Raw genomic sequence first — 22,798 nt, 5'->3', positions numbered from 1 at the left:
AGAACAAAATTACAAAATAAGGAAAATAAAATGGCTAAGGGGCAATCTCTTCAAGACCCATTCTTAAATGCATTACGTCGTGAACGTATTCCCGTATCAATCTACCTAGTAAACGGAATTAAACTACAGGGTCAGATTGAGTCTTTCGATCAATTTGTGATCTTGCTGAAAAACACAGTAAACCAAATGGTATACAAGCACGCTATCTCTACGGTAGTTCCTGCTCGTCCAGTTAGCCACCACAGTGGTGAGCGTCCTCAGGGTGGCGAGCGTCAGCAAGAGAAATCAGAAGATTAATTCTCTGAACAAGAAAACTAGTATTATTTTAAGGAGTTGATTGCTTGTTTGACCGTTATGAAGCCGGTGAGCGAGCCGTACTTGTTCATATCAACTTCACGCAAGAAGGGGAGTGGGAAGATCTCAGCGAGTTTGAAATGCTGGTATCTTCAGCTGGTGTCTCAACGTTACAAGTTGTAACTGGTAGTCGCCAGTCACCACACCCTAAATATTATGTCGGAGAGGGTAAAGCTCAGGAAATTGCCCAAGCGGTGCAACTTGCTGCTGCGGATATAGTGATATTCAATCACGCCCTCTCTCCTGCCCAAGAACGTAACCTAGAATCGTTGTGTAAATGTCGAGTCCTTGATCGTACCGGTCTGATCCTCGATATCTTTGCTCAACGTGCCCGAACACACGAAGGTAAATTGCAGGTTGAGCTCGCTCAGCTTCGCCATATCTCTACTCGACTTATTCGTGGTTGGACTCACCTTGAGCGACAAAAAGGTGGTATTGGTTTACGTGGTCCAGGTGAAACCCAGTTAGAAACTGACCGACGTCTTTTGCGTGACCGTATAAAAGCTATCTTGCGCCGCTTGGAAAAAGTGGCAAAGCAGCGTGAACAAGGTCGCCGATCCAGAAATCGAGCGGAAATCCCAACTATCTCTCTGGTTGGTTATACCAACGCGGGTAAATCCACCATGTTTAACCGCATTACCGAAGCGGGCGTATATGCAGCAGACCAGCTGTTTGCCACTTTGGATCCAACGTTGAGAAAAATTGAGCTTGCGGATGTGGGAACAGCCATTTTGGCTGACACGGTTGGATTTATCCGACATTTACCCCATGACCTAGTCGCCGCTTTTAAAGCGACCCTGCAAGAAACGCAGGAAGCTGACATTTTGTTACATGTTGTCGATGCCAGTGATGAGCGTTTTCGTGAGAATATTCATGCTGTTCATGAAGTGCTTGAAGAGATTGGTGCCCATGAGGTACCTGCTCTTCTCGTAATGAACAAAATTGATAATCTCGAAGACCAGAAACCTCGAATTGAAAGGGACGAAGAAGGTATTCCTCGTGCCGTTTGGGTTTCGGCAATGGAAGGCATTGGTGTTGAACTGCTGTTTGATGCTCTGACTGAGCGCTTAGCTAGTCAAATGGTTCAGTATCAATTGCGAATACCGCCACAACATCAGGGGCGCATTCGTAGTACATTCTTCCAAATGAAATGTATTCAACGAGAAGAATATGATCAGGATGGTAACTTGTTGATTGATGTTCGCATGCAACAAGTGGATTGGTCTAGACTTGAAAAAAGAGAAGGGGCAGTTTTACGTGACTTTATAGTTACTTAAATGACTGCTACAGTATAACGTCATATCAAATGATGGAGCTTTCTAATGGCGTGGAATGAGCCTGGTAATAACAACGGCAACAATGGCCGCGATAACGACCCTTGGGGGAGTAATAATCGTGGTAACAAAGGTGGCCGTGATCAAGGACCGCCAGACTTAGACGAAGTATTTAATAAACTGAGTCAGAAACTGGGTGGAAAGTTTGGTGGTGGAAAAGGAGGCAAAGGGTCTTCTATCGGTGGCGGCGGTGGTGCACTAGGTTTTGGTGTCATTGCAGTAATCGCGATAGCAATCTGGTTCTTTGCGGGCTTTTACACCATCGGTGAAGCCGAACGTGGTGTTGTTCTACGATTGGGTAAATACGATCGCGTCGTAGATCCTGGTCTGAACTGGCGCCCTCGCTTCATTGATGAAGTTACTCCTGTCAACGTACAGGCAATTCGCTCACTGCGTTCATCTGGTCTAATGCTGACTAAAGATGAAAACGTTGTGACGATAGCGATGGATGTTCAGTACCGTGTTGCTGACCCATACAAATACCTATTCCGCGTGACGAACGCAGATGATAGCTTACGCCAAGCGACCGACTCTGCGCTTCGCGCAGTGATTGGTGACTCTCTGATGGATAGCATCCTGACGACTGGTCGTCAGCAAATCCGTCAAAGTACTCAGGAAACGTTAAATGAAATCGTAGATAGCTACGATATGGGTGTTGTCATTGTTGACGTCAACTTCCAGTCTGCGCGTCCACCTGAGCAAGTTAAAGACGCATTCGACGATGCTATCGCAGCACGTGAGGATGAAGAGCGTTTTGAACGTGAAGCAGAAGCTTACCGTAACGATATTCTTCCAAAAGCGACGGGTCGAGCTGAGCGTCTGAAGAAAGAAGCATTAGGTTACTCTGAGCGCGTAGTGAATGAAGCACTTGGTCAAGTAGCGCAGTTTGAGAAACTACTTCCTGAATACCAAGCAGCGCCTGAAGTTACTCGTAACCGTTTGTACCTAGATACTATGGAACGCGTTTATTCAAGCACGTCTAAAGTCCTGATAGATTCGGAATCAAGCGGTAACCTTCTGTATCTGCCTATTGATAAACTGGCGGGTCAAGAAGGTAAGACTCAAACCAAACGTAGCACGAAGTCCTCTTCTGCATACGATCAAATTGAGCTAGAAACTCAGAAAAATGAGACAACTTCAGACTCGCAATCTCGTTCAACTGGTTCACGTCAAGGGAGATATTAAGAATGCGTAAGTTAATGATCCCTGTATTAGTCGTTACCATTGTTCTACTGCTAATGTCAGTATTTGTCATTCAAGAAGGCGAGCGTGGATTGGTGATTCGATTTGGTCGTGTTCTTGATGATAACGGCGCATCAAAAATCTACGAGCCAGGCTTGCATTTTAAGATGCCGCTATTCGATCGAGTGAAAACTCTGGATGCGCGTATTCAAACAATGGATAGCCGTTCTGACCGTTTCGTAACGTCTGAGAAAAAAGACGTGCTGATCGATACTTACGTTAAGTGGCGTATCTCAGACTTCGGGCGTTACTACCTAACCACTGGTGGTGGGAATACGTTGACAGCGGAAGCGCTACTTGAACGTAAAGTTACCGACGTACTACGTTCTGAAATTGGTGCTCGTGAGATCAAGCAGATTGTTTCTGGCCCGCGTAACAAAGATGTACTTCCTGAAAGTGCAGACAGCGAAGAAGTGACAACTGAAGCGGCTCTTGAAGCGCTAGAAGTTGACGGTGAGCGTGACCAAATTATGGAGAACGTTCTTGTTGGTACTTCAGATAGCGCAATGACTGACTTGGGTGTTGAGATCGTTGATTTCCGTATGAAGAAAATCAACCTACCTGATGAAATCAGTGAGTCTATCTACCGCCGTATGAGAGCTGAGCGTGAATCTGTAGCGCGTAAGCACCGTTCCCAAGGTCGTGAGAAGGCAGAAGTTATCCGTGCACAAGCTGATCTAGAAGTGGCAACAGTTCTAGCAGAAGCGGACAAAACTGCACGTGTAACTCGAGGTGAAGCGGATGCGAAATCTGCGAAAATCTACTCGGATGCTTATAACAAAGATCCAGAATTCTTTGGCTTTATGCGTTCTCTAAAAGCTTATGAGACATCATTCAGCGATAAGAGCGATATCTTAGTACTGGATCCGAAGAGTGACTTCTTCCAGTACATGAATAACTCTGCTGGTGCACCAGCGAAGTAAGTTCAAGTTGATAGATAATAAAGGCTCCCTTGTGGAGCCTTTCTTTTTTGAGGAGCTACGTATGTCGAACTCATTGTGGGTCGCATTGGGGTTAGTGTTAATCGTCGAAGGGCTAGGGCCTTTAATTGCCCCTAATTTCTGGCGTAATATGGTTGCTCAGTTAAGTGAACAACCCGACAATCAACTCAGGCGTATCGGCGGTTGCTTAGTGGTCGCCGGTGTCGTGATTACATACATGTTTAGTTAGTAGTGTGGAGGCGGGGTTTCTTGAGCTGGATCAGCTAAATTAGATGAGTCCATGTTTTTGACCTTGCCCACCACGTACTTCATCTGGTCCTGCATTTTTGTGATCAGCAGCTGTTGCTGGCTCAATGCATCATTAAGAGACTCAATGGTCTGTTCTTGAAAGGCCAGCTGGCACTCCATGTCGTTTAGACGGTTCTCCAATTCTTCAACACGCTTTTCTGTCATGATTAGTAGTCCACGCTCCAAGCTTGAGCAATTCCAGCGGAAGTGCCCGAGATCACTCGGTTCTGATTGTCAAAAGCTGCATCATACACCACTGCACGTGGAGGGCGAGTATCTTTTAAAGGCTCGGCTTCAAATCCCTCGACCTTTTTACCTGTTTGTACGTCCCAGACCATAATTCGGCTTGAAGGAGTACCAGTGACAAGGAACTGCCCATCATCCGAGAAGCGGGCCGTTGAGAAGATCAACTGACGAGAAAAACTGCGCAGGTTGGAAATTTGCTCTCCGGTTCTGAGATCCCAGATGATTGCTTGATTGCCCCCGTCCGAGGTAAAGGCGTACAAACCATCCCGTTGTAGGGCGACACGATTGATGCGCTGCTCATGTTCAAAGCTCTTAAGAATTTGCCCTGTGCGGGTATCCCATAGGTAGGCGGTGTAGTCATTGCCTCCAGATAAGGCGAAGCGACCATTAGGAGATAGGGCGACAGAATTCACTTTTTCATTGTGGGCAAGGAACTCTAATCGTCTTCCAGTGACTAAGTTGACGTAAATGGCCTTGCCGTTCGATAAGCCCAGCAAGACTTGTTCACCATTGCTGGCAATGTCGACATCGCGAATTAATCCGTCGGAGATGGACCAAAGACCTTGTGCTTGTGTCCAAGCTAAATCCCAAACCGCGAAGTTAATTTGCGTTGCGGTGACGGCAAATCGGCCATTATCTGAGATACGGATTCGAGAAACGGTACTGGCTTGAGGATCTTGTTCGCCTAATGAGGCAAGCTGCTGGCTTTCGTAGAGATCCCACAGTACCAGTTGATGCTCTTTGGAGTACAACAGGGCAAAGCGGGCATCTCGGCTTAAGGCGAAACTGGTGGTTCCTAGAGGTTCAATTACCCAACGTTGATCATCCTGCGTGGAGAAAAAGCAGCCATTTAACGCTGCGATGACAAACGTAAGTATCAGAGTGTGAAAAATAATTCGCATTAAATACAAAGATCCGCTTTAGTTAACGTTTAATTAAAACGCATATTGGTTATAGTGGTACAACATGCTTATGAGCACCAGTCTAAATTACAGATTTGTGCGCAAAGACAAATGGTTAGCCATTAATTGGAGAATTCAATGAAATCTATTTTTAAGGTGTCACTGCTTGCAGCAACAGTAATGTTGGCGGTTGGCTGTCAGAAAGAAGAAGAAGCTAAAACAGAAGCAGCGCCTGCAGCCGAGCAAGTGCAAGCAGAAGCCGGTAAAACGGTTCACTTTAAAACCGACGATGAGAAAGCAGCTTACGCGATTGGCGTATCGTTCGCTAACTACCTGAATACTAGCCTAGATAAGCCAAACGAAATTGGTATCAATCTAGATAAAGACCTTGTATTGAAAGGCATTGAACATGTGTTTGCGGGTAATCCTGAGCTAAATGAAGAAGAAACACGCGCAGCACTTGAGTCGCTAGACAAGCGTGTAGCTGAAACGATGCAAAAGCAAGCAGCAGAAAAAGCAGCTGAAGCAAAGAAAGCGGGTGATGATTTCCGTGCTGACTTCGAAAAGCAGGAAGGTGTGAAGAAGACTGAATCAGGTCTACTTTACCAAGTAATGACTCCAGCTAAAGGTGATCAGCCGAAAGACACTGATACGGTTCAGGTTCATTACAAAGGCACATTGATTGACGGCACTCAATTCGATAGCTCATACGATCGTGGCGAACCAGCGACGTTCCCACTTAACCGTGTGATTTCTGGTTGGACTGAAGGTGTTCAACTAATGCCTGTAGGCTCTAAGTTTAAGTTCGTTATCCCACCTGAGCTAGCATACGGTGAGCAAGATACGCCAAGCATCCCGGCAAACTCTACCCTGGTGTTTGAAGTTGAACTGCTGAAAATCGATAATGGCGAAGGCGAGCAAGCGGTTCAATAAACCACTTCTCTCTGAATAAAGATGGAAAGGTCTGACGTAAGTCAGGCCTTTTTTCATTTTCTGAGTGCTGTATCGCGTGAATAGTTTGTTCTAAATCACTAGATAGTGGCATTGCTAGATGTTCAATTCAAAATTTCTGATAAACTTACACCAATTTGTTGATTTTTCGCTCGAAGGCTTAAAAAGTGACAACTACAGACACAGTAAACACGGATATGTTGCTCGAAATGGAATCTGTCAATGTGATGCCATTTAGTGAGCACGACAAAATTATTCTGAGATCCTATGAAGCAGTCGTAGACGGCATCGCCAGTCTTATCGGCCCATTTTGTGAAATCGTTCTGCATTCTCTGGAAGATCTCAATACGTCAGCGATTAAAATTGCCAATGGTGAAAATACCGGCCGTCAGGTTGGTTCACCTATCACAGATTTAGCGTTAAAAATGTTGCGTGATATTGAAGGTTCCGAACGTAACTTCTCTCGTTCCTACTTTACCCGTGCCAAGGGTGGAGTGTTGATGAAGTCGATTACCGTTGCGATCCGCAATGGCGAGAATCGTGTTATTGGCTTGCTATGTATCAACGTCAATCTCGATGCGCCATTCTCTCAAGTACTGCAATCTTTCATGCCAACGGAAGAGGCAAAGCAAGCGGCATCCTCAGTGAACTTTGCCAGTGATGTTGAAGAGCTGGTGGACCAGACGGTTGAACGTACTATCGAAGAGATCAATGCTGACAAGTCAGTATCGAACAACACCAAAAACCGTCAGATTGTGATGGAGTTATTCGATAAAGGCATTTTTGACATTAAAGATGCGATTAATCGCGTGGCAGATCGTTTGAATATCTCTAAGCACACCGTTTATCTTTATATCCGCCAGCGCAAGACTGAGGAAGACGAAAGTTGAGTGCATTGAGCTACACCTTGGTCGTCAACGGTTCAGTGTATGGCAGTCAGTCTGCTAGAACTGCATATCAGTTTGCCCGTAGCCTGATTAATAAAGGGCATCAGTTGGTCAGTGTGTTCTTTTATCAAGATGGCGTAACCAACGGAACCGCGCTGAGTGTACCGGCGAATGACGAATTTGATTTGGTCAAAGCGTGGCAATCTCTGGCTTTAGAACACGCAGTGCGCCTCGAGACTTGTGTTGCCGCGGCATTGCGTCGTGGTGTAGTCAGTCAGGATGAAGCCAAGCAACACAGCTTGATGCAAAGTAACCTTGCAGATGGCTTTCATCAGGCAGGGCTAGGCAGTTTGGCTGAAGCTATGCTTACCCAAGATAGAGTGGTGCAGTTTTGAGTCAGTTAACCTATGTGTTCCGCAGTGCCCCTCATGGCAGCTCGTCCGGCCGAGAAGGTGTCGATGCTTTGCTGGCGGCATCAGCGTATTGCGAAGACATCAGCGTACTGTTTATTGGTGATGGTGTGTACCAGCTGATTGCTGGGCAGCAAACAGGCAATATCCTTAGCAAAGACTATTCACCTATGCTCAAGCTATTTGATCTTTACGACATTGAACAAGTATACGTCTGCTCGGACTCATTGGCTGAACGTGGTTTAGCGCAAGCTGACTTAGTCATCGATGTTGAATCGCTATCTGTTGTTGATATGCAGGCGCAGCTCCATCGCGCTGACAAAGTACTTTCTTTCTAAGGGAATCATGTTACATATTGTTAAGTCTGTGGCGGCTCTGGAAGACGTCGTTAAGGTGTATGTTGATGGCGATGCTTTGCTATTGATTGAAGATGCTGTTTACGCGGTTAATCCCCAACATAAGACGTACCCACTAATAAAAGGCTTCAATACCTTTGTGTTGCAGAGTGATCTGGCAGCCCGTGGTATCCTTAACCGTATGAGCCCATCTATAGAGATGGTCGACTACGAAGGCTTTGTTGACCTTACTTCTGAGCAAGAAAACTCTCTCACCTGGGATTAAGTCTTTTCCTTGGCAGACTGTGAATAAGCATTTACGGCACACGTGTTCGAGTTGAACAAAAAAGATCCGTATATTTCTTGACACACCTCTCACTGCTGCATAGAATTTTGCGTCCCTATTTGTACGAAGTGCTTTGGTACGACGTCTAGATAGGGTTAGATTTTTCACAAAGCTTACTTTTAAGTAAATCAGGAGCTAGTTAATGGCAACTATTAACCAGTTGGTACGTAAGCCACGTGCAAAGCAAGTTGTTAAAAGCAACGTGCCAGCACTAGAAGCGTGCCCACAAAAACGTGGTGTATGTACTCGTGTTTACACTACTACACCTAAAAAACCTAACTCGGCACTACGTAAAGTATGTCGTGTACGTCTAACAAACGGTTTCGAAGTAACTTCGTACATCGGTGGTGAAGGTCACAACCTTCAAGAGCACTCAGTTGTTCTAATCCGTGGCGGTCGTGTTAAAGACCTTCCGGGTGTACGTTACCACACTGTACGTGGTGCACTTGACTGTGCTGGCGTAAATGACCGTAAACAAGGTCGTTCTAAGTACGGTGTGAAGCGTCCTAAGTCTTAATCGTCTTTTCTTTTAAAGAGAAGCGTTAAGTAAGGCCAAACACTAAAATTAATATTAATTTTTGAAGAAACTGTAAAGTTTTGGATAACCTGAAGAATAAGACAACGGAGAAATTCCATGCCACGTCGTCGCGTCATCGGTCAGCGTAAGATCCTTCCAGATCCAAAGTTCAAATCAGAACTGCTGGCAAAATTCGTTAACATCCTTATGGTTGACGGTAAAAAATCTACTGCAGAGAAAATTGTTTACACTGCACTAGATGCAATGGCTGAGAAATCTGGTAAAGATCACTTAGCTGTATTTGAAGAAGCTCTTGAAAATGTTCGCCCTGCGGTAGAGGTTAAATCTCGTCGCGTGGGTGGTTCAACTTACCAAGTACCTGTAGAAGTTCGTCCGGTTCGCCGTAACGCACTTGCTATGCGTTGGGTAGTTGAAGCTGCGCGTAAGCGTGGTGAAAAATCTATGGCTCAACGCCTAGCTGCTGAAATGCTAGACGCGTCTGAGAACAAAGGTACTGCTGTTAAGAAACGTGAAGACGTTCACCGTATGGCAGAAGCGAACAAAGCATTCGCTCATTACCGCTGGTAATACCTTTCAGTGCCGCGGGAACCCTCGCGGCGCTACACTAGTTCCTATGCGCAAGCCTAGGAACTATTGCTATATCTAGGGCAAGCAAAAACTGCTTCTAACAGATTAAAATGCAACTAGAAATAGCAATAGTCCCTAATTCAAGAGGATTCAATCGTGGCTCGTAAAACACCTATTGAGCGCTACCGTAATATTGGTATCGTCGCTCACGTAGACGCAGGTAAAACAACCACAAGTGAACGCATTCTTTTCTACACTGGTCTTTCTCATAAAATCGGTGAAGTTCACGATGGTGCTGCTACCATGGACTGGATGGAGCAGGAGCAAGAGCGTGGTATCACAATCACCTCTGCGGCTACGACAACTTTCTGGCGTGGTATGGAAGCGCAATTCCAAGACCACCGCATCAATATTATCGATACTCCTGGACACGTTGACTTCACTATTGAAGTAGAGCGCTCACTGCGCGTACTCGATGGTGCAGTTGTTGTATTCTGTGGCTCGTCAGGTGTTGAACCTCAATCTGAAACGGTATGGCGTCAAGCAGATAAGTACCACGTTCCGCGTATGGTGTTTGTCAACAAGATGGACCGTGCAGGTGCTGACTTCCTTCGTGTTGTTGATCAAATTAAAAACCGTCTTGGTGCGAACCCTGTTCCTATCCAACTTAATGTTGGTGCGGAAGAAGACTTCAAGGGTGTTATTGACCTGATCAAGATGAAGATGATCAACTGGAGTGAAGCTGATCAAGGTACAACTTTCACTTACGAAGACATTCCAGCGGACATGCTTGAACTTGCTGAAGAGTGGCACAACAACCTTGTTGAGTCAGCGGCAGAAGCTAGCGAAGAGCTAATGGATAAGTATCTTGAAGAAGGCGAACTAACGGAAGCTGAAATCAAGCAAGCATTACGTACTCGTACACTAAACAATGAAATCGTACTGGCCACTTGTGGTAGTGCGTTTAAAAACAAAGGTGTTCAAGCGGTACTCGATGCAGTAGTCGAATTTTTACCATCGCCAATTGACGTTCCAGCGATCAAAGGTGTGGATGACAACGACAACGAAGTAGAGCGTCATGCAGACGACAACGAACCGTTCTCAGCACTCGCATTTAAAATCGCGACAGACCCGTTCGTAGGTACGCTAACCTTTATGCGTGTTTACTCTGGTGTAGTGAACTCTGGTGATGCTGTTTACAACTCTGTTAAACAGAAGAAAGAACGCTTTGGTCGCATCGTACAGATGCACTCAAACAAGCGTGATGAGATTAAAGAAGTTCGCGCAGGTGATATTGCAGCAGCAATTGGCCTGAAAGACGTGACGACAGGTGACACACTATGTGACCAGAACCACAAGGTGATTCTGGAACGCATGGAGTTCCCTGACCCAGTAATTCAGATCGCGGTAGAGCCTCGCTCTGTTGCCGATCAAGAAAAGATGGCTATTGCGCTAGGTAAACTAGCCGCAGAAGATCCGTCTTTCCGCGTCGAAACGGATGACGAAACAGGTCAGACACTGATCTCTGGTATGGGTGAGCTTCACCTAGATATCATCGTTGACCGTATGAAACGTGAATTCAGCGTTGACTGTAATGTTGGTAAACCTCAGGTTGCTTACCGAGAAACGATTCGTGGTAACGCGGAAGTTGAAGGTAAATTTGTACGTCAATCTGGTGGTCGTGGTCAGTATGGTCACGTATGGATCAAACTGGAGCCATCTGAACCTGGTGAAGGTTTTGTCTTTGTTGACGAAATTGTGGGTGGTGTTGTTCCTAAGGAATACATCAGTTCGGTAGCGAAAGGTATCGAAGAGCAAATGAACAGTGGTGTTCTAGCGGGTTACCCGGTTCTAGACATTAAAGCAACACTGTTTGATGGTTCTTACCACGATGTTGACTCTAACGAGATGGCGTTTAAGATCGCTGGCTCGATGGCATTCAAGAAGGGTTCATTAGAAGCACAGCCTGTACTTCTTGAGCCAATGATGAATGTTGAAGTAACTACGCCTGAAGATTGGATGGGTGACGTTGTTGGTGACCTAAACCGCCGTCGCGGTATGATCGAAGGTATGGACGATGGTGTGGCTGGTATTAAGATCATCCGCGCTCAAGTACCACTATCTGAGATGTTTGGTTACGCAACTGATCTACGTTCTGCAACTCAAGGCCGTGCGTCTTATTCTATGGAGTTTAACGAGTACGCTGAAGTACCGAAAAACTTTGCAGATAAAATCATTGCAGACCGTGGTTACTAATAAATCGTATTAACCTTTAAAAATAGCAAGACTTTTTTAAAGATCAATACGTCCAAATATTGCGCTGACGGACGTTGGCGCATAAAATAGCAAATTCTGGCGCGTCGTGATCAATAATGTTCGCGGCGAATCATAACTAGGAAGGAACACGATCGTGTCTAAAGAAAAATTTGAACGTACTAAACCGCACGTTAACGTTGGTACTATCGGCCACGTTGACCACGGTAAAACAACTCTAACTGCTGCAATCTGTACAACTCTATCTAAAGTGTACGGCGGTGAAGCGAAAGACTTCGCATCAATCGATAACGCTCCAGAAGAGCGTGAGCGCGGTATCACAATCGCAACATCTCACGTTGAGTACGACACTCCAACTCGTCACTACGCACACGTAGACTGTCCAGGACACGCGGATTATGTTAAGAACATGATCACAGGTGCTGCACAGATGGACGGTGGTATCCTAGTTGTTGCTGCGACAGATGGCCCAATGCCACAAACTCGTGAGCACATCCTACTAGGCCGTCAGGTTGGTATCCCATACATCATCGTATTCATGAACAAATGTGACATGGTTGACGATGAAGAACTACTTGAGCTAGTAGAAATGGAAGTTCGTGAACTTCTATCTGAGTACGATTTCCCAGGTGATGACCTACCAGTTATCCAGGGTTCTGCACTTGGCGCACTAAACGGCGAGAAGCAGTGGGAAGACAAGATCGTTGAGCTTGCAGAAGCACTAGACAACTACATCCCAGAGCCAGAGCGTGCAATCGATCAGCCATTCCTAATGCCTATCGAAGACGTATTCTCAATCCAGGGTCGTGGTACAGTAGTAACTGGTCGTATCGAGCGTGGTATCCTAACAGTAGGTGACGAAGTAGAAATCGTAGGTATCAAAGAGACTACAACAACTACTTGTACTGGTGTTGAGATGTTCCGTAAGCTTCTAGACGAAGGTCGTGCGGGTGAGAACGTTGGTGCACTTCTACGTGGTACTAAGCGTGACGAAGTAGAGCGTGGTCAAGTACTAGCGGCTCCTAAGTCAATCAACCCACACACTAAGTTCGAGTCAGAAGTATACGTACTTTCTAAAGACGAAGGCGGCCGTCATACTCCGTTCTTCAAAGGCTACCGTCCACAGTTCTACTTCCGTACAACTGACGTAACTGGTAACATCGAGCTGCCAGAAGGCGTAGAAATGGTAATGCCAGGCGATAACATCAAGATGACTGTAGAGCTAATCGCACCAATCGCAATGGACGAAGGTCTTCGTTTCGCGATCCGTGAAGGTGGCCGTACAGTAGGTGCTGGTGTTGTTGCTAAGATCTTCGACTAATTCTTAAGAATTAATTGAAATCTTGCACTTTTCTTCATTTATGAAGAAAGCGCATCTAGAAAAAGAGAAGCTTCGGCTTCTCTTTTTTGATTTTTGGTTATAAAAAAAATTGTCCGATAACTTCACTCACTCACCAATTCCTCTTTTCTTTATCCTTTAAAACAAACAGTTATCAAGGCTTATTTCATTACCATTTTTATGGTTAAGTGCGTAAGTGTTTTGTGCAGGCTTTTTCCTATTTTTGATATAACAAATCAGTCTTAATACCTCCAAAAATGCAACTGGTAATAAGAACAATTATTGTTTATATTTTTCTCCTAGGTTGTATTACGGGTTTCATTTATGTACGTTTGTTTGTGTCACGGAGTTTCTGACAAGAAAATCAAAAAGTTAGCTTTAGAAGAAGGCATAACTGATATCAGAGGCATAAAGAAATGTACCGCGCTTGGCAGCCAATGTGGCAAATGTGTCAAGATGGCGAAGGAAATCCTTAATGAAACAGGCGTAGTACAGTACCAAAAAGCGAGCTAAAACAGTCTCGTGGCTTTTTGACACCTTCTCAATTGGTTCTACAGTTTAATTGGAGCCAAAGAGGAGGTTTTTGTCATGAAAGGCGATCCAATCATTATTCAACATCTCAATAAAATCCTTGGCAATGAGTTAGTTGCCATTAATCAATATTTCCTTCATGCACGAATGTATAAAGACTGGGGCTTAAAGCATCTAGCCGATAAGGAGTATCACGAATCCATCGATGAAATGAATCATGCGGATCATTTGATTGAACGTATTCTGTTTCTTGAAGGCGTCCCTAACTTGCAAGATCTTGGTAAGTTAATGATAGGCGAAGATACCAAAGAGATGCTGGAGTGCGACCTTAAGTTAGAAATGGCCGCGATACCTGATCTAAAAGCTGCCATTGCTTACGCAGAAGACACACACGATTATGTATCCAGAGATCTGTTTCAGGATATATTGGAAGATGAAGAAGAACACGTAGACTGGCTTGAAACGCAACTTGGTTTGATCGACATGACAGGTATTCAAAATTACTTGCAGGCTCAATATGTTGATGAAGATGATGACTAGTCAGAATTAGAACAATCCCGGGCAGCGTGCGATACGCTGCTCTATTCCTACCAGCTTACCTCCACTTGTATCACATTTTTCTTGCTTAAATTGCATTCATTCTGTACTATTCGTGCTCCTTAAAACTCGGTCAATTATCTTTAGTTCCTTGCTTCCTCTGGACGACCGGGCCAATTGTGGAAGCTGAATAATCCGTAAGGAGCAACCAATGCGTCATTACGAAATCGTATTCATGGTGCACCCTGATCAAAGCGAGCAAGTTGCTGGCATGATCGAGCGTTACACTGGTTCTATCACTGAAGCTGGCGGTACTATCCACCGTCTAGAAGACTGGGGTCGTCGTCAACTGGCTTACCCAATCAACAAGCTTCACAAAGCTCACTACGTTCTAATGAACGTTGAAGCTGACCAAGCTGTAATCGATGAGCTAGAAACTGCTTTCCGTTTCAACGATGCAGTTCTACGTAACATGATCATGCGTACTAAAGCGGCTATCACTGAGCAATCTATCATGCTTAAGCAGAAAGAAGAGCGTGCTCCTCGTCGCGAAGAGCGTACTGAAGCTAAGCCAGAAGCAGCTGCTGAGTAATTACTACTCAGAATTAGTACTCAGTCTAGATAACTCACGAGTTTACTCGGATGTGTTTATTTAGGCAGACAACTTTTTTAAATTTAAGATCAGGAGATAGCCCATGGCTCGTTTCTTCCGTCGTCGTAAATTCTGCCGTTTCACTGCAGAAGGCGTACAAGAGATTGATTACAAAGACGTAGCAACTCTTAAAAACTACATCACTGAAGCTGGTAAAATTGTACCTAGCCGTATCACTGGTACAAGCGCTAAGTATCAACGTCAACTAGCTCGCGCTATCAAGCGTTCTCGCTACCTAGCTCTACTACCGTACACTGACAAGCATCAGTAATCGGTCGTTTTATTAAGAAAGAGGATTAAGCAATGCAAGTTATTCTACTTGATAAAATCGGTAACCTAGGTGGTCTTGGTGACACTGTAAACGTTAAATCTGGCTACGCTCGTAACTTCCTTATCCCTCAAGCTAAGGCAGTTATGGCAACTAAAGCTAACGTTGAAATGTTCGAAGCTCGTCGTGCTGAACTAGAAGCTAAAGTTGCTGAGCAACTAGCTGCTTCAGAAGCTCGCGCTGAGAAAGTTAACGCTCTAGAAGCTGTTGTTATCGCTTCTAAAGCTGGTGACGAAGGTAAACTGTTCGGTTCTATCGGTACTCGTGACATCGCTGAAGCAATCACTGCTGCTGGCGTTGAAGTTGCGAAAAGCGAAGTTCGTCTTCCAGAAGGCGCACTACGTAACACTGGTGAGTTCGAGATCAGCGTTCAACTTCACTCTGAAGTTTTCGCGACAGTTAACCTACAAGTTGTTGCTGCTGAGTAATTCAGTATCAAGACGTATTTTAAAAGCACCTCTTAGAGGTGCTTTTTTTATGTCTGGTGTTTGGAGAGTAAGACTAGAATAAGAACAGCAAGTTGACAGAAAAAATGCTGTCTGCTTTTTTCAGCCCTTCTGGCACTCGGTCGTGATATTGACGAGTGTAGGCGAGTTTAAGGGCGATATCTTCTGTGATGTTGTTGGTCACGTTGATATCGGTATCCGCCCTTAGGTTACTGTCACCGGCGACGAGAGTGACGCCTGCTGCTACGCTGAGGTTTTTCAGTACCTGCCAGCTTGAATTGACGTTGCCTCGGAAAATCGCTTCTCTCACCGTTTCTTCGAACACGATATCACTGTCGCCAATCTCATCGGTATTTGGTTCCTGATAGCGAAAACCTGGACCCAGTTCTAACTCCAGTACAAACACCTCGGTATTGGAAAACTGATAACCCAAACCGCCTGAAAGTGTGTAGTCCTTAAAGTAGGCACTGTAGCGAGAATCTACGCCTTTGAAACTGCCATAAAGATAAGTCTTAGGGCTGAGTTTGTAGTCGCTTTGCGCAGTGTAGGTTGACTGACGTTTATCTTCTTCCCCATCTTTATAGAGTAGGTAGTACTTCCACTCACCGCTGGTTCTGTAGCGGCCAGAGAGGTATTCAGCACTGAGTCTAGAGTTGAGAGAGCGCGAGTCTGAGTTTCCGGTGTGCGACTGATAACCGAATTCGACTTCGGTGTCCCAGGGGGAGGGTATCTCAATATCGGTTTGACTTTGTACCGCCTCATCCGCATAGACCACGGAACTGCACAGCAGGCCTGCACTCATGAGCCAAAGTTTCGCCACTCATTACCTCTTATTTGATGGGAAAATTGGGGGGAATAGTAGAGGGTATTCACTCTAATTCCGTCAGTTCTAAGTTAATTCTACACGAGAAGCTTTCAAACTCCTTGTTTATTACAGACATCCGTCTCATTCTGGCTATAATGAGCGGCACAAGTAAGTTGTTGAGCAAGAGCATGGCAGATTCCAGAACAGACAATCGTAATCAAAAACCAGCAGACGCCCAAGTGGATGCAATCAAGGTTCCTCCGCATTCGTTGGAAGCTGAGCAGTCCGTTATTGGTGGTTTGTTGCTTGATAATGAGCGCTGGGATACGGTCGCCGAACGCGTGGTAGCAAAAGACTTCTACAGTCGTCCGCATCGTTTGATGTTTGAAGCGTCGCAGGCGATTTTAGAAGAAAGCCAGCCTCTTGATCTTATTACGCTTTCCGAATTCTTAGAGCAGCGTGAGCAACTTGATGATGTCGGTGGTTTCGCCTATTTAGCAGACTTGGTCAAAAACACCCCAAGTGCAGCGAACATTAACGCTTATGCGGACATTGTCGCAGAACGTGCTCTGACGCGTGAACTGATTGGGGTCGCGAACGAGATTGCTGATGCGGGTTACGATCCTCAGGGACGTACATCGGAAGATTTGCTCGACATGGCAGAAAGTAAGGTTTTCGCTATCGCCGAATCACGCACTACTGAAAGCGAAGGCCCACAGAACGTTGACAACATTCTGGAAAAGACGCTTGAGCGTATCGAAATCCTGTATAAGTCACCGCAAGATGGTGTCACAGGGGTGACGACTGGCTTCACTGACCTGAATAAGAAAACCGCAGGCTTGCAAGGCTCGGATCTGGTGATTGTTGCCGCGCGTCCGTCGATGGGTAAAACGACCTTTGCGATGAACTTGGTAGAAAATGCGGCCATGGCACATGATAAACCTGTTCTAGTATTCTCTCTTGAGATGCCGTCTGAACAGCTGATGATGCGTTCCTTAGCATCGCTTTCCCGTGTTGACCAAACCAAGATTCGTACCGGTCAGCTGGATGATGAGGATTGGGCGCGTATTTCTTCTACTATGGGACTGTTGATGGAGAAAAAGAATATCTTCATTGATGATAGCTCTGGCCTGACGCCAACCGAAGTCCGCTCACGAGCACGACGCATTGCGCGTGACCATGGTGGCTTGTCGATGATCATGGTCGACTACCTTCAGTTGATGCGTGTCCCTTCCCTTGCTGACAATCGTACTTTGGAAATCGCTGAAATTTCCCGTTCACTGAAAGCGCTGGCTAAAGAGCTCAACGTGCCAGTGGTCGCACTGTCGCAGCTCAACCGTTCCTTGGAGCAACGTGCCGATAAACGCCCAGTTAACTCTGACTTGCGTGAATCAGGCTCGATTGAGCAGGATGCCGACTTGATTATGTTCATCTACCGTGACGAAGTGTATCACCCGGACAGCCCGATGAAAGGCACGGCGGAAATCATCCTAGGTAAGCAGCGTAATGGCCCGATTGGTTCGGTACGTTTGACCTTCCAAGGTCAGTGGTCTCGATTTGATAATTATGCTGGTCCAGCGTTTGATGTGGATGAAGAGTAACGCATGAGTTATATGAAAGCGGCAACCGCCTTTATCGATTTAGATGCGTTGCAACACAACCTGAAACAGATTAAATCTCAGGCACCAAACAGCAAAATCATGGCGGTGGTGAAAGCCAACAGTTATGGTCATGGTTTGAGACATGTTGCTAAGCATGCTACGGATGCGGATGCGTTTGGCGTTGCGCGGATTGAAGAGGCGTTGCAACTTCGTGCTTGTGGCGTGGTGACTCCGATTTTATTGCTCGAAGGTTTTTATTCTCCGGGCGATTTACCTGTCTTAGTGACCAACAACATTCAAACCGTTGTGCATTGTGAAGAGCAGCTTGAAGCTCTTGAGCAAGCCGAGCTGGATACCCCTGTTGTGGTCTGGCTTAAAATCGATAGTGGCATGCACCGTCTCGGGGTCAGACCGGAGCAATACACGGACTTTGTCTCTCGCCTCAAGGCGTGTCGTAATGTCGCTAAGCCACTGCGTTATATGAGTCATTTTGGTTGTGCTGATGAGTTGGATAAGTCCACTACGACAGAACAAACTGAATTGTTCTTGGCCCTTACCGATGGTTGTGAAGGAGAGCGTTCACTGGCGGCTTCTGCGGGCTTGCTGGCTTGGCAGAACAGTCAACTCGATTGGGTTAGGCCTGGAATTATCATGTATGGTGTGTCGCCTTTTAACGATAAAACGGCACAGCAGATGGGCTATCAACCAGTCATGACGCTAAAGTCGCATCTCATTGCGGTGCGTGACGTAAAAGCTGGTGAGAGCGTCGGCTATGGCGGGATGTGGACCAGCCAGCGTGACACCAAAGTCGGTGTTATTGCTATTGGCTACGGTGATGGTTACCCGAGAACCGCGCCTAATGGCACCCCAGTGTTAGTCAATGGTCGCAAAGTACCGATTGCGGGAAGAGTGTCGATGGACATGTTGACGGTTGATCTCGGTCCAGATGCCAATGATAAGGTAGGGGATGAGGCAATCCTTTGGGGACAAAGTCTTCCTGCTGAAGAGGTGGCCTGCCATATTGGCACCATTGCTTACGAATTGGTGACTAAACTGACATCGCGAGTTGAAATGGAATATTCCAAATAGCTCACATCGAACCTTTCGTTTTAGGCTGGCTTATTAAGCCAGCCTTTTTATTATTCGCCCTGAATCGTCGCAACTAGGGTGCGGCTTCCGCCATAATCACGATGCTCTCCAAGGTATATTCCTTGCCATGTCCCTAAAGCTAATCGTCCGTTGCTAATGGGTATCATCACGCTGCACCCTAAGGTCGACGCTTTTATGTGGGCGGGCATGTCATCATCACCTTCATAGGTATGCTTGTAGTTTTGTTGATACGCTATCTTCGAGGTAAATATTGTCAACCAAAAGTGTTTTTTTTCTATAGTTTAAATTTATGTCATACATCCCAGATGTAGGCGGAACATTTCATTACTCAGCAATGAGAAGCCTCTTTTATATTATCATCTTGTAACCTGTACTAATTATGCCTTAATGCGTAATGATTTAATTATTCACTTTCTGTGCGTAAAACTTGAAGTGGGTGGGGTGGTAGTTTGTTCAAAACAATAAATTCTAACTCATTTCTAGCAAGGTTTTACCTAAAAGCAGTTTAGATTGTTCAGTTCAAGCATCTGTTCCAAATAAGCCCTAATTTTTCTTATGTTTGGCTCATGACAAGGATTATTGGTTTGCCTTATGGATTTCAATAGAGATTTTATCTAGTGGGCTTACCGTACCCGCAAAATGCTCACCAATAACATGGGTATAGATTTGTGTTGCCGCTACATTTGAATGTCCTAATAGAATATCTTGCCCTGAGCGAAGCAACTCGGTAGCGAAGCTGTGGCTTGTTATTTAGAATGTTATGAATTTCTCATCTAAGCGAGGAGTTAGCTTGAAGATTAATTTATTGATAGATTGCAAATTTATATTGGAAAAGTCTGAACTGATAGTATTTAACGTTGAGAAACAGAGTCGGTTCTTCAACTGGATTTGGCTACCAATCATGCAGTTTATTACAGGGCTCAAAGATGTTGGGTTACCAACATCGATTGGAGCTGCAATATGGTTCGTGTTATTTTTAGGAACAATGCTCGTAACTAGGCTACTCGATCTACCAGCTGATGTTATGAATTATGCAGCCATAGTATGCATTTTGCTTCCTGTTATAGCCATGTTGTTCGCTACACCTAGTTCTTATTCAATGTCAGGCCTTACAGATGATAATGTAGGTCAGATATCAAAACTCATCTTACAAAAAGCTGAAAATGAAAAGAGCAAAGTCGAATTATTAGACTCTTGCTTCGATATACTAGAGCAACGGATTGACTCAAGGAGTAAATTTTATCGTATGCTTATTGGGGCATACTGGGCTTACAACATTCTTTTCGTTAACTTAATTCAAAAACAAATAACATCAATAGATGTGGTTTGGAAGTCTATATTGGATGCCAGTTTTTACTTAGCACTTTGCTGGTTGTTGTATCTTTCTTATAAAAGGGGCTCTGACATACTTATGAGAACTCTAAGACTAGCTTTTAAAAATGCTGCAAGTTCTGCTAATCAGATTAACGAAATGTCCATACAAGCGTTATAGTCACTAGTCAATTACGGAGGATTTAGGCTTGAGATACCCTCACTTGGAAAACGCAAAAACACTTGAGGATCTCGCTCATAGTTGTGATGAACACCTTGAATTAAGAGAGCGGGAAAAGGGTATAGGCACTGCCTACGGTAATCAGTGTCAATTTTGTGGTGAGTTTCGAGGTGGAGAAATCAGCAAGAAGAAAGTACAGCAAGTACCAACTCGCTATGACTCTGAGCTATTGGATGTCTTTTACAATAAGGTAAAGCAAATAAACACATCCCTTTATCCGCCACCTGATGTTCCGAAGCCAGAATACAACCCAATAGACCATAGCTCCGAAATCGAAAAGCTAATCAATCAATACTGTGATGATAATCGTCTTGAGCGTAGTAACGTATTTAGAAGTTTCCTATCAAAACAACGTGAAGAATACATACGAAATGAATTTAGCAGTAACTGGCAATCGGAAGAACAGTTACATGCTTGGTTTATGGAGCATCTGTCTCAGCACTTCGAGATATATCACGAAGTTAAAGGCAGTGGTTTTGTTAATCGGAAAAAACGAAATTTAAAAATTGATTTCGTGATAAAAGCTAAACGCAAATTGATCGAACACGGGTTTACAGATCAATATATTGGTGTCGAAGTTAAGTATCTTAGTCCCAAAGAAGGTAAAGGCTTTGCTGGCAAAAGTTCCTATGGGGTCTTTCAGGCTCTTAGCTACTGGTATTCTGGTGCAAGATGGTCTCTACCACAAGTCGGTGAAATTGAATTGGCCAGTGTACTGATGTTTAGCAATTTATCTTTCCAAGATGAATCGAAAGCTGTCTTTAACACACTAGACGCTCATTATCGTAAAGTTTGGGGGGCGTACTTGAGTATTGCAAATCATGCCAATGTTGGTGAACTTTTGGTACGCACGTATAAAGGGGAACTGAGCTACTGGAGCATGTCGTATAATGGGTCTAAGTACTATTCTATGTATGCTTCGGGTGATTATCACAAAGGCAATCCCAATGTGATCAATAAACATAGAATTGGGAATGCGAGAGCGTGACCATAAAAATACTTAAGGTTTTAATATAGTTTTTCTAATTTGATAGGGATGGATTAGAGCTATGCGGCTAAATCATTTTTGCCTAAAACCTTTACCGTTGGTTTTTCGTAACTCAGAAATACCCCAAATCTTGTTACGAACTGTATATGAACGTGGCAAATTTGAAGGTAAGAATCTTAGTTTTCTAATACCCTGATTCGACAAGAGCCACTTGTAGTGGCTCTATTACGAGCTACCTGCGGTCAATACTCTATGAGCGGAAGAGAACAGGGCTATTGAAAATGCGGAGGTCTTTGGTTATCGCGGCGTGGCCTGCGACTCTTCAGAGTAGACATCAATGAACTAAAAGTCTCGCTGTCATTGATAGCGTCTAGTCTATCCCTAAATTCAACAACAAAGCAACCTGAGCTTGAGCTCGTTAACGGATTCGCGTAACTCGATAGGTCTTTATGCTGCCTTCAGCCATAGCCTTCATGTAAGCAGCTTTAATTGCCTTCATACTTTCAATTTTTGCATTTAGAGCTTTTGTGTTTGGTTTCGTTGAGTCCATAGCTATGCCTATACCTGTAAACTACTAATCACAGCATACCACACTACAAGCATTGGTGACTTTGTAAGTCACTCTGAGTCGAGTCAACTCATCTATGCCCTATTGCGTGTTTCAGGACAAACCTTACGCTGTAGCTAATAACTCAGTATGCTATAAATTATCTAATCTCATTTTGCATGGAAAAGCGAGCCATGAGCAAAAAACGGCTGTCAGAAAAAGAATTGGTTAAGGGGATGACACCCTATGCCGCACATGCTGATGGGCTGGCTGCGGCAAAATTGGATGAATTAAGCTTTGAACCCTCTGAAAGTGACTACAAAACCGCATTAAAGCGGATTGAATATCTGTTTGATGCAGCCGAGCCAGGCACTCCCGAAGGTGGCGAACTTGAAAGACTAGCTGCATTGGTTGAAGAATATGAGGAAAAGCACTTTCCCATCTGAAAACTGCAACGTTTTTTTGTCCCAACCCGGCTCTGATCTCGTCGCTTCGGCAATATAACTAATGTGCAAAATATGCCCATTGCTTATCAAGCAACTATCGAGTATTCCTCGTGGTTGAACTGTTGCAATTTTTGCCTGAGCAACGAGAAAGCTCACTTATTGCAGATTCTGCAATAACTCATACTTGCCCCAAAAGCTTCTTAGAGATCGAACAGTCTTTAGTCTCTCGTTCTGGACGTCACGAGTCGAAGTGAAGTTAGAAAAAGATAAGTGATACATGGGATCATAATAAGTGCCACCC

The 22,798-nt window shown here is 44.8% G+C and carries 27 protein-coding genes and 2 pseudogenes; 24 read left to right on the top strand and 5 right to left on the bottom strand.

Annotated features, from left to right (window positions below):
- The first annotated feature begins 30 nt into the window (after positions 1-30).
- The 5 genes from hfq (at position 31) to FIU99_RS15015 (ending at position 4,100) form a co-directional block, all read left to right on the top strand.
- A complete protein-coding gene (gene hfq / locus FIU99_RS15035; protein WP_006957051.1) occupies positions 31-297 on the top strand; it encodes an RNA chaperone Hfq in 267 nt (88 codons plus the stop codon).
- A 44-nt stretch (positions 298-341) separates the two neighbouring features.
- Positions 342-1,631 (top strand): ribosome rescue GTPase HflX, encoded by a 1,290-nt coding sequence (gene hflX / locus FIU99_RS15030; protein ID WP_006957052.1) that lies wholly within the window; start codon positions 342-344, stop codon positions 1,629-1,631.
- A gap of 45 nt (positions 1,632-1,676) precedes the next feature.
- Positions 1,677-2,873 carry an FtsH protease activity modulator HflK gene (hflK, locus tag FIU99_RS15025; protein WP_006957053.1) on the top strand — a complete coding sequence of 399 codons (1,197 nt, stop codon included), beginning with the start codon at positions 1,677-1,679 and terminating at the stop codon, positions 2,871-2,873.
- 2 nt (positions 2,874-2,875) lie between these two features.
- Positions 2,876-3,853, top strand: coding sequence for a protease modulator HflC (gene hflC / locus FIU99_RS15020; protein WP_006957054.1), 978 nt, complete (start codon positions 2,876-2,878; stop codon positions 3,851-3,853).
- A gap of 61 nt (positions 3,854-3,914) precedes the next feature.
- Entirely contained in the window at positions 3,915-4,100 is a 186-nt protein-coding gene (locus tag FIU99_RS15015) for a DUF2065 domain-containing protein (RefSeq protein ID WP_006957055.1), read from the top strand.
- On the opposite strand, the gene FIU99_RS15010 is transcribed toward FIU99_RS15015, so the two are convergent.
- Both FIU99_RS15010 and FIU99_RS15005 read right to left on the bottom strand, forming a co-directional pair.
- Entirely contained in the window at positions 4,097-4,324 is a 228-nt protein-coding gene (locus tag FIU99_RS15010; RefSeq protein WP_006957056.1) for a SlyX family protein, read from the bottom strand. The two genes, FIU99_RS15015 and FIU99_RS15010, sit on opposite strands and share 4 nt — an antisense overlap.
- A gap of 2 nt (positions 4,325-4,326) precedes the next feature.
- Entirely contained in the window at positions 4,327-5,307 is a 981-nt protein-coding gene (locus FIU99_RS15005; RefSeq protein WP_006957057.1) for a WD40 repeat domain-containing protein, read from the bottom strand.
- 138 nt (positions 5,308-5,445) lie between these two features.
- On the opposite strand from FIU99_RS15005, the gene fkpA reads away from it, so the two are divergent.
- The 14 genes from fkpA (at position 5,446) to rplI (ending at position 15,430) form a co-directional block, all read left to right on the top strand.
- Complete coding sequence (gene fkpA, locus FIU99_RS15000; protein ID WP_006957058.1) at positions 5,446-6,240, top strand: FKBP-type peptidyl-prolyl cis-trans isomerase; 795 nt, start codon at positions 5,446-5,448, stop codon at positions 6,238-6,240.
- A gap of 185 nt (positions 6,241-6,425) precedes the next feature.
- Positions 6,426-7,148: a transcriptional regulator gene (locus FIU99_RS14995; RefSeq protein WP_039951057.1), complete on the top strand. Its 723-nt coding sequence runs from the start codon at positions 6,426-6,428 to the stop codon at positions 7,146-7,148.
- On the top strand, positions 7,145-7,540 hold the full coding sequence (tusD, locus tag FIU99_RS14990) for a sulfurtransferase complex subunit TusD (RefSeq protein WP_006957060.1): 396 nt from the start codon (positions 7,145-7,147) through the stop codon (positions 7,538-7,540). Before FIU99_RS14995 ends, tusD begins: the two co-directional genes overlap by 4 nt.
- A complete protein-coding gene (tusC, locus tag FIU99_RS14985; protein WP_006957061.1) occupies positions 7,537-7,893 on the top strand; it encodes a sulfurtransferase complex subunit TusC in 357 nt (118 codons plus the stop codon). Before tusD ends, tusC begins: the two co-directional genes overlap by 4 nt.
- A 7-nt stretch (positions 7,894-7,900) precedes the next feature.
- On the top strand, positions 7,901-8,176 hold the full coding sequence (tusB, locus tag FIU99_RS14980; RefSeq protein ID WP_006957062.1) for a sulfurtransferase complex subunit TusB: 276 nt from the start codon (positions 7,901-7,903) through the stop codon (positions 8,174-8,176).
- A gap of 202 nt (positions 8,177-8,378) precedes the next feature.
- Positions 8,379-8,753, top strand: a complete 375-nt coding sequence (gene rpsL, locus FIU99_RS14975; RefSeq protein WP_004399892.1) for a 30S ribosomal protein S12 — start codon at positions 8,379-8,381, stop codon at positions 8,751-8,753.
- A 117-nt stretch (positions 8,754-8,870) separates the two neighbouring features.
- A complete protein-coding gene (gene rpsG, locus FIU99_RS14970) occupies positions 8,871-9,341 on the top strand; it encodes a 30S ribosomal protein S7 (protein WP_006957063.1) in 471 nt (156 codons plus the stop codon).
- A 156-nt stretch (positions 9,342-9,497) separates the two neighbouring features.
- Positions 9,498-11,597 carry an elongation factor G gene (gene fusA, locus FIU99_RS14965; protein ID WP_006957064.1) on the top strand — a complete coding sequence of 700 codons (2,100 nt, stop codon included), beginning with the start codon at positions 9,498-9,500 and terminating at the stop codon, positions 11,595-11,597.
- 154 nt (positions 11,598-11,751) lie between these two features.
- Entirely contained in the window at positions 11,752-12,936 is a 1,185-nt protein-coding gene (gene tuf, locus FIU99_RS14960; protein WP_152472353.1) for an elongation factor Tu, read from the top strand.
- A 342-nt stretch (positions 12,937-13,278) separates the two neighbouring features.
- Positions 13,279-13,467, top strand: coding sequence for a (2Fe-2S)-binding protein (locus FIU99_RS14955; protein ID WP_006958359.1), 189 nt, complete (start codon positions 13,279-13,281; stop codon positions 13,465-13,467).
- 75 nt (positions 13,468-13,542) lie between these two features.
- Entirely contained in the window at positions 13,543-14,025 is a 483-nt protein-coding gene (gene bfr, locus FIU99_RS14950) for a bacterioferritin (protein ID WP_006958356.1), read from the top strand.
- Between the two features lie 208 nt (positions 14,026-14,233).
- A complete protein-coding gene (gene rpsF, locus FIU99_RS14945) occupies positions 14,234-14,614 on the top strand; it encodes a 30S ribosomal protein S6 (RefSeq protein ID WP_006958355.1) in 381 nt (126 codons plus the stop codon).
- 103 nt (positions 14,615-14,717) lie between these two features.
- Positions 14,718-14,945, top strand: a complete 228-nt coding sequence (rpsR, locus tag FIU99_RS14940; RefSeq protein ID WP_000090472.1) for a 30S ribosomal protein S18 — start codon at positions 14,718-14,720, stop codon at positions 14,943-14,945.
- Between the two features lie 32 nt (positions 14,946-14,977).
- Positions 14,978-15,430, top strand: coding sequence for a 50S ribosomal protein L9 (rplI, locus tag FIU99_RS14935; RefSeq protein WP_006958354.1), 453 nt, complete (start codon positions 14,978-14,980; stop codon positions 15,428-15,430).
- A 73-nt stretch (positions 15,431-15,503) separates the two neighbouring features.
- Here the strand turns inward: rplI and FIU99_RS14930 are convergent, their stop codons facing one another.
- The gene (locus FIU99_RS14930; protein ID WP_171750345.1) at positions 15,504-16,268 is read right to left on the bottom strand and encodes a YdiY family protein; all 765 of its coding nucleotides are present in this window, start codon (positions 16,266-16,268) and stop codon (positions 15,504-15,506) included.
- Between the two features lie 173 nt (positions 16,269-16,441).
- Between FIU99_RS14930 and FIU99_RS14925 the strand changes: the two genes are divergently transcribed.
- Together FIU99_RS14925 and alr are read left to right on the top strand one after the other, a co-directional pair.
- Positions 16,442-17,854, top strand: coding sequence for a replicative DNA helicase (locus tag FIU99_RS14925; protein WP_006958349.1), 1,413 nt, complete (start codon positions 16,442-16,444; stop codon positions 17,852-17,854).
- Between the two features lie 3 nt (positions 17,855-17,857).
- On the top strand, positions 17,858-18,943 hold the full coding sequence (gene alr, locus FIU99_RS14920) for an alanine racemase (protein ID WP_006958347.1): 1,086 nt from the start codon (positions 17,858-17,860) through the stop codon (positions 18,941-18,943).
- Positions 18,944-18,993: 50 nt separating this feature from the next.
- On the opposite strand, the pseudogene FIU99_RS14915 reads toward alr, so the two are convergent.
- Positions 18,994-19,236, bottom strand: a pseudogene (locus FIU99_RS14915) (secondary thiamine-phosphate synthase enzyme YjbQ); the annotation flags it as partial.
- A gap of 304 nt (positions 19,237-19,540) precedes the next feature.
- Positions 19,541-19,705 (bottom strand): annotated as a pseudogene (locus FIU99_RS27530) (recombinase XerD); the annotation flags it as partial.
- 49 nt (positions 19,706-19,754) lie between these two features.
- Here FIU99_RS27530 and FIU99_RS14905 point away from each other — a divergent pair.
- From FIU99_RS14905 to FIU99_RS14895, 3 genes are all read left to right on the top strand, one after another.
- Positions 19,755-20,456, top strand: coding sequence for a hypothetical protein (locus FIU99_RS14905; protein ID WP_152472352.1), 702 nt, complete (start codon positions 19,755-19,757; stop codon positions 20,454-20,456).
- A gap of 43 nt (positions 20,457-20,499) precedes the next feature.
- Positions 20,500-21,504 carry a hypothetical protein gene (locus FIU99_RS14900; protein ID WP_152472351.1) on the top strand — a complete coding sequence of 335 codons (1,005 nt, stop codon included), beginning with the start codon at positions 20,500-20,502 and terminating at the stop codon, positions 21,502-21,504.
- Positions 21,505-22,245: 741 nt separating this feature from the next.
- Positions 22,246-22,497 carry a hypothetical protein gene (locus FIU99_RS14895; RefSeq protein ID WP_152472350.1) on the top strand — a complete coding sequence of 84 codons (252 nt, stop codon included), beginning with the start codon at positions 22,246-22,248 and terminating at the stop codon, positions 22,495-22,497.
- Positions 22,498-22,798 lie beyond the last annotated feature (301 nt).

The sequence above is a fragment of the Vibrio sp. THAF64 genome, assembly GCF_009363455.1.
In the GTDB taxonomy this organism is placed as follows: domain Bacteria; phylum Pseudomonadota; class Gammaproteobacteria; order Enterobacterales; family Vibrionaceae; genus Vibrio; species Vibrio coralliilyticus.
This window is presented reverse-complemented; position numbering and strand designations above follow the sequence as displayed.

Coding starts and splice junctions, on each gene's coding strand:
- hfq (WP_006957051.1), top strand. CDS start 31: ATGGCTAAGGGGCAATCTCTTCAAGACCCATTCTTAAATGCATTACGT.
- hflK (WP_006957053.1), top strand. CDS start 1,677: ATGGCGTGGAATGAGCCTGGTAATAACAACGGCAACAATGGCCGCGAT.
- hflC (WP_006957054.1), top strand. CDS start 2,876: ATGCGTAAGTTAATGATCCCTGTATTAGTCGTTACCATTGTTCTACTG.
- FIU99_RS15015 (WP_006957055.1), top strand. CDS start 3,915: ATGTCGAACTCATTGTGGGTCGCATTGGGGTTAGTGTTAATCGTCGAA.
- FIU99_RS15010 (WP_006957056.1), bottom strand. CDS start 4,324: ATGACAGAAAAGCGTGTTGAAGAATTGGAGAACCGTCTAAACGACATG.
- FIU99_RS15005 (WP_006957057.1), bottom strand. CDS start 5,307: ATGCGAATTATTTTTCACACTCTGATACTTACGTTTGTCATCGCAGCG.
- fkpA (WP_006957058.1), top strand. CDS start 5,446: ATGAAATCTATTTTTAAGGTGTCACTGCTTGCAGCAACAGTAATGTTG.
- tusB (WP_006957062.1), top strand. CDS start 7,901: ATGTTACATATTGTTAAGTCTGTGGCGGCTCTGGAAGACGTCGTTAAG.
- rpsL (WP_004399892.1), top strand. CDS start 8,379: ATGGCAACTATTAACCAGTTGGTACGTAAGCCACGTGCAAAGCAAGTT.
- rpsG (WP_006957063.1), top strand. CDS start 8,871: ATGCCACGTCGTCGCGTCATCGGTCAGCGTAAGATCCTTCCAGATCCA.
- FIU99_RS14955 (WP_006958359.1), top strand. CDS start 13,279: ATGTACGTTTGTTTGTGTCACGGAGTTTCTGACAAGAAAATCAAAAAG.
- bfr (WP_006958356.1), top strand. CDS start 13,543: ATGAAAGGCGATCCAATCATTATTCAACATCTCAATAAAATCCTTGGC.
- rpsF (WP_006958355.1), top strand. CDS start 14,234: ATGCGTCATTACGAAATCGTATTCATGGTGCACCCTGATCAAAGCGAG.
- rpsR (WP_000090472.1), top strand. CDS start 14,718: ATGGCTCGTTTCTTCCGTCGTCGTAAATTCTGCCGTTTCACTGCAGAA.
- rplI (WP_006958354.1), top strand. CDS start 14,978: ATGCAAGTTATTCTACTTGATAAAATCGGTAACCTAGGTGGTCTTGGT.
- FIU99_RS14925 (WP_006958349.1), top strand. CDS start 16,442: ATGGCAGATTCCAGAACAGACAATCGTAATCAAAAACCAGCAGACGCC.
- alr (WP_006958347.1), top strand. CDS start 17,858: ATGAGTTATATGAAAGCGGCAACCGCCTTTATCGATTTAGATGCGTTG.
- FIU99_RS14895 (WP_152472350.1), top strand. CDS start 22,246: ATGAGCAAAAAACGGCTGTCAGAAAAAGAATTGGTTAAGGGGATGACA.